Origin of the sequence: Vibrio genomosp. F10 str. 9ZD137 (genome assembly GCF_049974785.1) — a bacterium.
Lineage (GTDB): Bacteria > Pseudomonadota > Gammaproteobacteria > Enterobacterales > Vibrionaceae > Vibrio.
Map to the genome: position 1 here is coordinate 1 of NZ_JBNGCJ010000106.1, position 307 is coordinate 307.

Annotated in this window: 1 protein-coding gene; it reads left to right on the top strand. The window is 52.1% G+C overall.

Annotation, left to right across the window (positions count from 1 at the left end; genetic code table 11):
- Positions 1-307, top strand: a 307-nt coding sequence (locus tag ACP45E_RS01340) for a biotin/lipoyl-containing protein (RefSeq protein WP_347229965.1), incomplete at both ends; no start/stop codon positions are given.

Below are 307 nucleotides of genomic sequence, written 5' to 3' on the forward strand. Positions count from 1 at the left end.
TCGGTGGTGACGAAGTAGAAGTCACTGAAATCATGGTAGCGGTTGGCGATACAGTAGAAGAAGAGCAATCTCTGATTACTGTTGAAGGCGACAAAGCATCAATGGAAGTGCCTGCACCATTCGCTGGTACGGTTAAAGAAATCAAGATTGCCGCTGGTGATACTGTGTCAACGGGCTCTCTAATCATGACGTTTGTTGTTGAAGGCGCGGCTCCAGTAGCAGCTCCAGCTCCTACACAAGCGGCAGCTCCAGCTCCAGCAGCGGCTCCTAAAGTAGAAGCGGCGGCTCCAGCAGCAACCGGCGATTT